The 8,774-nt window shown below is 50.8% G+C and carries 7 protein-coding genes; 5 read left to right on the forward strand and 2 right to left on the reverse strand.

Going from position 1 to position 8,774, the window contains the following annotated elements; all coding sequences use genetic code 11:
• Positions 1-188: 188 nt before the first annotated feature.
• Entirely contained in the window at positions 189-4,094 is a 3,906-nt protein-coding gene (locus KDK13_RS10010) for a translocation/assembly module TamB domain-containing protein (RefSeq protein WP_257284838.1), read from the reverse strand.
• Positions 4,091-5,863 carry an autotransporter assembly complex family protein gene (locus KDK13_RS10015; RefSeq protein WP_257284839.1) on the reverse strand — a complete coding sequence of 591 codons (1,773 nt, stop codon included), beginning with the start codon at positions 5,861-5,863 and terminating at the stop codon, positions 4,091-4,093. Before KDK13_RS10015 ends, KDK13_RS10010 begins: the two co-directional genes overlap by 4 nt.
• A 232-nt stretch (positions 5,864-6,095) precedes the next feature.
• Between KDK13_RS10015 and KDK13_RS10020 the strand changes: the two genes are divergently transcribed.
• From KDK13_RS10020 to rplI, 5 genes are all read left to right on the forward strand, one after another.
• Positions 6,096-6,236, forward strand: coding sequence for a hypothetical protein (locus KDK13_RS10020; protein ID WP_257284840.1), 141 nt, complete (start codon positions 6,096-6,098; stop codon positions 6,234-6,236).
• Between the two features lie 255 nt (positions 6,237-6,491).
• Complete coding sequence (rpsF, locus tag KDK13_RS10025; protein ID WP_101745436.1) at positions 6,492-6,908, forward strand: 30S ribosomal protein S6; 417 nt, start codon at positions 6,492-6,494, stop codon at positions 6,906-6,908.
• A 101-nt stretch (positions 6,909-7,009) separates the two neighbouring features.
• A complete protein-coding gene (gene rpsR / locus KDK13_RS10030) occupies positions 7,010-7,234 on the forward strand; it encodes a 30S ribosomal protein S18 (protein WP_020584246.1) in 225 nt (74 codons plus the stop codon).
• Between the two features lie 21 nt (positions 7,235-7,255).
• The gene (locus KDK13_RS10035; protein WP_257284841.1) at positions 7,256-8,128 is read left to right on the forward strand and encodes a hypothetical protein; all 873 of its coding nucleotides are present in this window, start codon (positions 7,256-7,258) and stop codon (positions 8,126-8,128) included.
• 25 nt (positions 8,129-8,153) lie between these two features.
• Positions 8,154-8,600 carry a 50S ribosomal protein L9 gene (rplI, locus tag KDK13_RS10040; protein ID WP_257284842.1) on the forward strand — a complete coding sequence of 149 codons (447 nt, stop codon included), beginning with the start codon at positions 8,154-8,156 and terminating at the stop codon, positions 8,598-8,600.
• Positions 8,601-8,774 lie beyond the last annotated feature (174 nt).

Raw genomic sequence — 8,774 nt, forward strand, 5'->3', positions numbered from 1 at the left:
GGTCCGGCATTCCGGCTGCCTGCTACCTGGGCGGCCCCATCCATCTCCATCCAAGGGCTTTGCGCTATGGATGGAAAATTCCGCAGGTTTCGTTAAATACTCAAGTGGTGGATAGGTTGAAGCCACATATTGATCGGCTTAAGTCCTTAATAGATAGACTCGAATGAATCAAAGAAGTTCATTTTTTATTAATCCTGGTTATTTTTGCCTGTCTCAATCTTGAATTGATAAAACAGGTCTACCGCCTGGGCGAGACCACTGATCGCCTGCAGATAGAGCCGGGGCATCAGTTCATAACGTACTTTTACTTCGGCGATGGAGTTAAAGACACCCGCGCCATATTGCACCCGCAGTCCGGGCGCAATCGTGCCACCGATGGTGACCTGCGTGTCATCACCACTGCCCTGGGTGTCGAGCGTCACATCCGAGAGGCCGATTTTTTTACCAATGGAGGTCACTACGCCACCAAACTGGCTGACACCGAAACCGATCAGCATGGATTGTACTGCCGAACTGTCACCATCATTTTCGAGGCCCCGTCCCCTGAGCAGATAAGACCACTGTTCCTGCTGTGGCATAGTGGGGTCCGAATAGATCGAAAACTCCGGCCGGGATGGCGGACCGCTAACCCGAATACCTACTGTTACATCGCCTTCTATGCTGTCAGGGTTGCGAATAGCATTCACCGCCAGGTACGGGCTTGAGAGCGGGCCGGAGAAAATAATATTGCCTTCCTTAATCAGCAGGTCCTGACCAAATTGATGATAACGGCCATGAATCAGTTGAATAGAGCCATCGGCAACCAATGGTTTTCCCGGCACAAGATCAAGCAGCAATTGGCCAGCGAGGTCCGACTTCAGCCCATAGGCGTCGATTTTGATGTCTTTGCCTAATACCATATTCACGTCCATGGAGAATGGCGGGCCTGCATGCAACAGTGTTTCCCTGGTTCCGGGGGTGATGATCACCACATCATCAGAGGGGGTAATGGCCTGTCTGGGCAGTTGCCTGATGCTCACTCTTGCCCAGGGAATGGTGATTTTACCGGTCAGGGTTTGCGCTTCTCCAATGGTCAGCTTCAAGTCGGGAGAAGCCCTCAGTTGAAGCATCCCCGGAACCCTGGCTTCAAGGTTTTGTCCTTTTATGGCAATAACACCGGAAGGAGGCATCTGTTGCCAGTCAAGATGACCTGACAGTTTCATGTCTCCGTCGCCTACCTTCATGCTGCCACTGACTTCGCCCTGATTGCCGTCCACAGTCAGCTCAGTGATCAGATGGCTGACGTTGACCATTTGCTGTTTGGCGGCCAGCTGTCCTTCACGGAGTTTCAGGTTGCCAAAAAGCAAGGGGTCTTTCAGTGTTCCACCCAGGCGGGTATCAGCGGATAAAATACCATCAATATGACTGATATCCGGAATCAGTGGTTGCAGAAAATACAGACGCATATCCTGCAGTCTGGCTTGCCCACTCAGAGTCTGGTCAGTTTGCATATTATCGATGGTCAGATTGATGTGAGCGACCCCCAGCTGTTTTGAGTCAAACTCGAACTCGGCCTTCAGATCATCCTCATTCAGATGAATGACGGTGGCGAGTTTTTGATAGTTCACGGACACCGGATTGTCTGCGTTACTGGTGACTTCACCCGGCGTCGTCTGGATTTGGATATGGGCTATTGGCTGGACGCTATCTCCTTTGCGCTCCCATTGGACATCACCACGGCCCGAGAGCAGGGCCTGCCAGTTAAGGTTGCCCGGCAGGAATGGTTTCAGGGTTGTCAGGTTAAAATCGGATAGCCGGAAGCGTGTTGCCCCACGATTGGCTGAAAATGTGGATGCATCGATACAGAGCCTTGCCGGTTTGGCAAGCCAGCATTGATCCATCAGTTTCACTGCCTTATTTTCAGTATTCAGCCCGATGGTAACAGGCTGCTCAAGAGACCAGCTATCCACAGGTGTGACGACCCTGGCATTGGCTAACCGCCCCTGCCATTGTCCATTGCCCTTCCCATCAGCGCCCTGCCAAACGCCGTTCACCTGTAATTCACCCGATACCGGCTCACCCTGGGTGTTGAGGGATATTTGATGATTCCGTTCAGTGCCACTGACATTGAACAGCAAGTGCTTCAGTTGCACATTACCACTGCTTAGAGAGTCCGCTTCAACCGTGGCTTTACCTTCCAGCAAGGCTGTTTTGGTTAATTGGCCGCTGGCGTGTAACTGGTGGATACGGGTCTGCTGAACATTGATCGCTGGACTGTCAAAGCTGAATAAGAGCGTTGGATGTTCATTGCTCCCTGATAACTTAACGCTGCCTTGCAGGGAGCCATCCAGATCCGGGGTAATTATATCCAGAGACCTGGCATCCAGTTTGGCACTCAGGGATAACTGTTCTGCGATTTGCCCACTGACGTTAAGACGGTTCTCCCCAAGCGCCGCATAAAGGCGGTGAATATTAACGTTGAAGGGTAACACGGCCATTGGCCTGGTCTGGTTGTCAGCTTCGAGCTTTCCGGTCAACTCAAGCGGATGATTCAGTAATGAGCCATTGATAGTCAGCTCCGGAACGTTTAGCTGCCATGAATTACCTGTCATGCTGAATCGGGTATGGATTTTGCCACTCAGCACGCCCGGAACCTCGGGCAACCACAACCCTGGTTTCAGTTGTGACAGGTAAATTTGCCCTTGCCAGCTGATCCCGTCTTTCCAGCTGACCTTTCCGGTCAGTTGCAGCGGTTTTTCTGAGGGATTTTTTTCATCAACAGGACTGAGTGACAGTGTTTCAACAGTCAGCTGCTGCAAACTTCCAGAGGCGTTTAAACCCAGTTGGGTTGCTGGCTGCCCTGCTACTTTAATGGCTGTATGCAGTGAGAGCTGGTAGTGATTGAGGTCACCAGTAATCTTGACTAAGCCGTTGGAAGCTGTGAACTCTGGTGTTTTTTCTGCTGTTTTTTCTGCTGCTTTTTCTGAAAAACGCCATTGGAACTCAGGCCATTTCAGGGCAACGTTCAGAGGGAAGTTGGGGGCAAGAGGGCCAATATTTCCTTCCAGTGACGCATTGATGGAGCCTTGAGTGGCAAGCTGTAATTGTAATTGTTTCAGGTCTCCCGAAGCTTCCAGCGATAGCTTATCTCCTTTAATGGCAGTCAGCTCAGGAATATTGAAATCATCCAGAATGGTAGCATCCAGGTTCAGGCTTAATGGATAGTTTTCCGATAGTTGTATCTCACCGTTTAAATGGATAGTTGCCCTGGCTTGTTCTGCCTTAAGTATCAGGTTGGTGATGTGAGTCGTTTGCCAGTTAAAACTCAGCTCCAGCGCTTTGAGTGTTTCATCAATATCACCCTGCTGGTAGCGGGCGTTCGTCAGTGTGAAATTTCCCAGGCTGACAGGGATGGGGAGTTTTATTTCCGGCAGTGTGATCGTTGAGAGATCAATCCCTGCAGACGTTTGTTTCTTGGATGATGAAGCCTTTGGGGTGGACGTTGCACGTTTCTGGTCTGTTAACAAAACCTGAAGGTTGTCTGCCCGAACGTCAGGAATAACCAGCTGGCTATTCTGTATACGGGCATTGGCTGTAAAGGTTTCCAGGGAAACCGTGGTTCCTGGATAGGTGACATCAAAATTCTGGATATCGATCTGATCGATCAGGATATCCAGCGGAATGGTTATGGTTGCACCGGGCGTGGTCGGTGCTGATGGCCTGGTTTCTTCCGCCATTGGCTGAATATCAAGGTTCCCGCCTTTGACTGCCAACAGTTGCACCGGAAGTTGCCTTGTTAACAGTTTTCCAAGTTGCCACTTAAGCGTTATCTCATCCGCCTGAAACGTGACCTGGCTATCTTGCCAGCGGAGATTCCTGATATGCCAGCCCGTCATCAGCTGCCCCTTCGTCAGCTCCCCATCAAGGGCCGGAAGCGCGTTGCTCAATTGGCGCCAGAGCAGGGTGTTGCCGGTGTGAGTAAACAGCAATAGTGAGACCAGGGTAATCAGGAGGATGACGGTGACTAACAGGCACCGCTTGGTCAGAGATCCTTTTTTTACCGGGTAATGATCTGGCCCAGTCTGATCAGGTTTATGGTTTGGGGCACTGTTCATAAATCTGGCCCCATGGAAAAGTGGATTCGCCAGGGAGAACCGGGATCACTGACCGCAAAGGCAAAATCCAGTTTCAAAGGACCCAGGGGAGTCACCCAGCGCAGGCCCGGACCGATCCCGGTTTTCCATCCAACCTGATCTTTCCGGTAGGCGTTGGTTACCGTTCCGCTGTCAACAAAGAAGGCGACCCGCCAGTTTTCAACAATTTCATAGTCATATTCAATACTGGCTACCGACAGGTACTGGCCGCCAGTCAGCTGGCCGCTGCTGTCCCTTGGGGAGATGCTGTCATAACTGTAGCCACGGACCGTCTGGTCGCCACCGGTAAAGAAGCGGATGGATGGTGGGATGGCGTTAATGTCATCCACCCAGATGGCGCCCTGCTCGATTCTGCTGATAAACCGATGACGCTGGAAGAACGTGGTCAGCCATTTAGCCCGGCCCCACACTTTGATAAAGTCAGCGTCAGACTGCCAGGCTTTGGCAGAGGTTTCGATTTTCAGGTTATAGAGGTGCCCGGAACGGGGATCCATTGGGGTGCCAACCACTTTCCTGCGGTCAAATGACATGCCCGGTATTAATAACAGGTTACTGTTGTTCTGAAGCCCCTGGGTATAGTTCTCATAATCCAGCCGGATAAAAAAATCCTGGTCCCAGTTACCCGGTCGCTTTTTCCACTTGTTAACCGAGACAGAAACGAGCTCACTGTCGGTATCCTGGACGGTTGTTCTCTGGTAACCACCGTCCAGACTGTAGTATTCCAGCAAGGGGTTACCATAGGGGATTTTATAGCGGCCACTGAGTTCCTGTACTTTTTGAGACACTTTAACATCACTGGTAAAACTGTGCCCTTTTTCATCCATCCAGGGGTTATCGATACTCAGGGATACCCTCGGACCTTCGTCGGTAGAGAAACCGATACCGGTCTCCAGGTCCCAGGCTGTTTTGGGTAACACACTGACGAAAATCGGAACTTCACCATCAACCGCATTATCCTTGAGGGGGCGGACTTCAATGGATTTGAAGTATCCAGTGGCTGAAAAGTCCATGTTCAACTGGCTGAGCTGTTCAGAGCGATAGGGTTGACCCTGTTCAAAATTGATCATGGTGTCAAGCAACTCACGGGTAGCTTCGCTCACCGACGCGTCATAAATCACCGGTCCGAACCGGTATCGTATGCCGGATTTCATGGTCAGGGTAATGTCTGCCGCCCGCTTGTCCGGGTAGACTTTGATCTGGTGCTCACTCAGGTCCGCATCAAAATAACCGCGGGTCAGGGCCAGGTTATTGAGTCCGGTTTTCAGCGATTCATATTCACCATCATTCAGGACATCCCCTACTTTCAGCCGGTTCTGCCTGATCAACCGGGTAAATGCCCTGTCTTTACTGGCATCCCCTTCCAGATTGATTTTCAGGGACTGGACGATCACTGGCTGACCCGGGTTGACCGTGATGGTGAGCTGACTGGATGTCTTTTTGCTGATGTGAAAATCAATGGTGGGCTGGTAATAACCCAGGGCCATGAGTGATTTTTGCAGGGCCTCCCGGATTTCATGCCGGTATTCATCCAGTTGCCCGGGTTTGATGGCAGGCAGGTTATCAAGATAGAGCGTCGCATTTTGCTTCAATGCTTTGTCTAATCCGTTGATTTTATAAGTAAGAGTTTTTGTCGCCCAGGCTGATGCAGAAAAAAACAGGATGATAACAAGCCACGGGGCAAATCGCCGTTTCGGTGTATGGATAAGTGATGTGCTGTCGTGGTCGGCCATAATTCAATAATAGTGGGTACACATTCCCGGCAAAATAAACGATAAAGTGGCGATGCTGAGCGTTAGCTCTCTGGAACCTTTATCGACCTTTTATCAACCTTTGGCACCTGACCCTCATTGTTAAATGATTTCGCAACACAGCCATTTGAACGACTATCCTTTTCTTTGCATAACTTGTTGTTACATATTGCCTTTAAATGCGCCAAAGCATTATTGGCCAAACGGGATGAGTATGTTAACAGCTTTTACTGACCTGAGAGGACTGGCTATTTATTTTCAGCACCTTCTTTTTGCCACCTGCCCTAATCTCTATCGGATTGATGGTATGTCTGAAACGGAAGATCACCACATCAACGCCGGATATTACCAATGAGCCAGGCCGTGTCTCCCCTTGCAACCAGGGTAACAAATCTCTAGAATTCCCGCTCTTTATATGCTCCGGTCAATTTGTCCGGCGTATAATTCACTCTCGATGGCACTTCTTTATTAACGGGGCTGTTCATTGTCAGTGTATTAATGGTGAGCGCCTGCGCTCATATTCTCCTTGCCTTACTGCTTTACAGAATCTTTTCGGCGGAAGTCGGAGGAAGAAAATGCAGAAGGCTATTTAACCCGTAAGGAGCAAATAATGCGTCATTACGAAATCGTTTTCCTGGTCCATCCTGACCAGAGCGAACAAGTACCGGCCATGGTTGAGCGCTACACTCGCGCTATCACCGAAAATGGTGGCAAGGTACACCGTCTTGAAGACTGGGGCCGTCGCCAGCTGGCTTACCCAATCAACAAGATCCACAAGGCTCACTACGTTCTGATGAACATTGAGTGTGGTAACGAAACGCTGGATGAGCTGACGGAAAACTTCCGCTACAACGACGCGGTTATCCGTAATATGGTTATTCGTCGTGATGAAGCCATCACTGAAGCTTCTATCATGCTGCAGTCTGAAGAAAAGCGTGACCGTCGTGACGATCGTCGTGAAGACCGCCGTGAAGAACGTGCCTCTGAAGAAGCCGTTGAAGACGAAGTAGAAGAGTCTGAAGAGTAAGATCTGACGCCCAGTCGTTACTTTATATAGTTCACGACTGCTAAGGTTCCTGCTTCAACCCGCTCTTAACCATACAAGCATAAATCCAAGGAGGCGTTGCCATGGCACGTTTTTTCCGTCGCAGAAAGTTCTGCCGTTTTACCGCTGAAGGCGTGAAAGAGATCGATTACAAAGATCTGAACACCCTGAAAGCTTATGTTTCTGAAACCGGCAAGATCGTTCCTAGCCGTATCACCGGTACCAAGGCTCGTTACCAGCGTCAGCTGGCAACAGCGATCAAGCGCGCTCGTTACGTGGCCCTGCTGCCATACACCGATCGTCACTGATTTATTCATAGGGTATAGCTGATGCGTGGACTGGCGGAACTGGCAATGCGTGGCCCGAAACAGGCAATGATCCTGGCCACTGTGTTTGCCTGTATTCCCATGCTGTTCTGGGTGAGTGCAGCCATCATTTCACTGGTCGTACTGCGTCGTGGTGCCAGTGAAGGGCTGAAAATACTCACCTGGGCTGTGCTGCCGGGTATTGCCTGGGCAGCCATGGGACAGTTCTCCACGATCATCGGTTTGACAACTACCGTGGCTTTGGCCCTGGTATTACGCCAAACGGTTTCCTGGCAGAAAACACTACTGGCGCTGCTGCCTGGTGGCGCTTTAATTGCCCTGGTACTGGCGCAGCTGGCTCCACAGCAAATCGCCCTGATCAGCGATCTGGTCATGACATTTATTCGTGACTACGTTCAGCAGGAAGGGCAGAGTACGGACGACCTGGTAGCAGGCATCAGGCCGTTGGTGGAATACGGAGTTATCGGTGTGGTCACCTGGTTTAACCTGGTGAGCTGCATCCTCGGGTTGGTGCTGGCCAGATCCTGGCAGGCGCAGCTTTATAACCCGGGCGGATTCCGTGAAGAGTTTCACCAGATCCGTCTGCCGTTATCGGTAGCCATGGGGCTTCTGGCATTCACCCTGGTGGGGGCAACCTTTGTTCCTTTCCTGCTGGTGCTGGTTCCTGCAGCGACGCTGCCATTGCTGGTGGCGGGGCTGGCCATGATCCATGGGCTGGTGGGCATGAGACAACTGGGAAGCTTCTGGTTGGTAGGGTTTTACATCCTGTTGATTTTTGTCACGCAACTGGCGTACCCGGTCATTGTTTTAACTGCATGTCTGGACAGTCTTTTTGATTTTCGCGCCCGCGCGAATAACCGACTGCATCAGGGATGACAGGTACTAGATAGAGGCTAGCGAAATGGAAGTAATCCTGCTCGAAAAAATTGCCAAGCTTGGTAAGCTGGGCGACAAGGTCACCGTTAAAAACGGTTATGGCCGTAACTTTCTGATTCCTTTTGGCAAGGCACTGCCGGCTACTGAAGCGAATCTGGCTACTTTTGAAGCCCGTCGTGCCGAGCTTGAAAGCGCGGCTAACGAACAACTGAGCGGTGCTCAGAAGCGTGCTGAAGAAATGGCTGAAATCGAACTGACCCTGACCGCCAAAGCGGGTGACGAAGGCAAGCTGTTCGGTTCTATCGGTCCCCGTGACCTGGCTGAAGCCATCACTTCTGCCGGTGTTGCGGTTGCCAAAAGTGAAATCCGTCTGCCAGAAGGTCCAATCCGTGCTGTTGGTGAGTACGACGTTGGCATCCAGCTGCATTCTGATGTTGCGGCAACGATCAAAGTGTTCATCGAAGCTGAATAATCAGTTCGGTTAACAGATAGATTAAAAACCGGAACTCTAACGGGTTTCCGGTTTTTTTAACCCGGCCTTATCGCAATTCATCGGTTGTTTTCCCTTCTAACGGGGAGAAAGACTGACCTTCGAGCGTTGCAATAAGTTGCTCAAAAAATTCTGGACAGTGAGTCCTTATCTCTT

Origin of the sequence: Endozoicomonas sp. SESOKO1 (assembly GCF_024606265.1) — a bacterium.
Taxonomy (GTDB): domain Bacteria; phylum Pseudomonadota; class Gammaproteobacteria; order Pseudomonadales; family Endozoicomonadaceae; genus Endozoicomonas.

Coding starts and splice junctions, on each gene's coding strand:
- KDK13_RS10010 (WP_257284838.1), bottom strand. CDS start 4,094: ATGAACAGTGCCCCAAACCATAAACCTGATCAGACTGGGCCAGATCAT.
- KDK13_RS10015 (WP_257284839.1), bottom strand. CDS start 5,863: ATGGCCGACCACGACAGCACATCACTTATCCATACACCGAAACGGCGA.
- KDK13_RS10020 (WP_257284840.1), top strand. CDS start 6,096: ATGTTAACAGCTTTTACTGACCTGAGAGGACTGGCTATTTATTTTCAG.
- rpsF (WP_101745436.1), top strand. CDS start 6,492: ATGCGTCATTACGAAATCGTTTTCCTGGTCCATCCTGACCAGAGCGAA.
- rpsR (WP_020584246.1), top strand. CDS start 7,010: ATGGCACGTTTTTTCCGTCGCAGAAAGTTCTGCCGTTTTACCGCTGAA.
- KDK13_RS10035 (WP_257284841.1), top strand. CDS start 7,256: ATGCGTGGACTGGCGGAACTGGCAATGCGTGGCCCGAAACAGGCAATG.
- rplI (WP_257284842.1), top strand. CDS start 8,154: ATGGAAGTAATCCTGCTCGAAAAAATTGCCAAGCTTGGTAAGCTGGGC.